Source organism: Bacillus cereus group sp. BceL291, from assembly GCF_051776705.1.
Taxonomy (GTDB): Bacteria; Bacillota; Bacilli; order Bacillales; family Bacillaceae_G; genus Bacillus_A; species Bacillus_A cereus.
This window is the reverse complement of sequence record NZ_JBPWAP010000258.1, coordinates 1-364: the sequence shown is the minus strand read 5'-3', so window position 1 is coordinate 364 and position 364 is coordinate 1. Positions and strand designations below refer to the sequence as shown.

Below are 364 nucleotides of genomic sequence, written 5' to 3'. Positions count from 1 at the left end.
AATGCAGGTCTTCTAAATGGTGTTAGCAGGGTTGAAGTATGGAGAGAGATGGATGGGACAGTAAAGTTTCGAATTGCTACGCTGTGTGAAATATGTAAACGCGGAGCGCGTTTGTACCCACTAGATATGGGATTTGCGAAAAAGAACATTTGTTTAGAGTGTTATACATCACTTACAGGGAATTATCCATCTCAAGAACCGCCAACATCAACTAATGAAAATAACATAAAAACAGAGCAGGAGCAGCAATAGCTGGTCTTTTTCTTACGATTAGTCAACCTATATTTTTAGATTTTTAATCGACTAGATATTAAAAAATACAGGTATTTATTCTCATGCATACCAAATACCCCTAATATGGATT

1 protein-coding gene is annotated in these 364 nt (G+C 36.3%); it reads left to right on the top strand.

What is annotated here, in order from left to right; genetic code table 11:
• Positions 1–252, top strand: a 252-nt coding sequence (locus ACS2CR_RS34480) for a hypothetical protein (RefSeq protein ID WP_438906168.1), incomplete at its 5' end; no start/stop codon positions are given.
• Between the last annotated feature and the right edge of the window lie 112 nt (positions 253–364).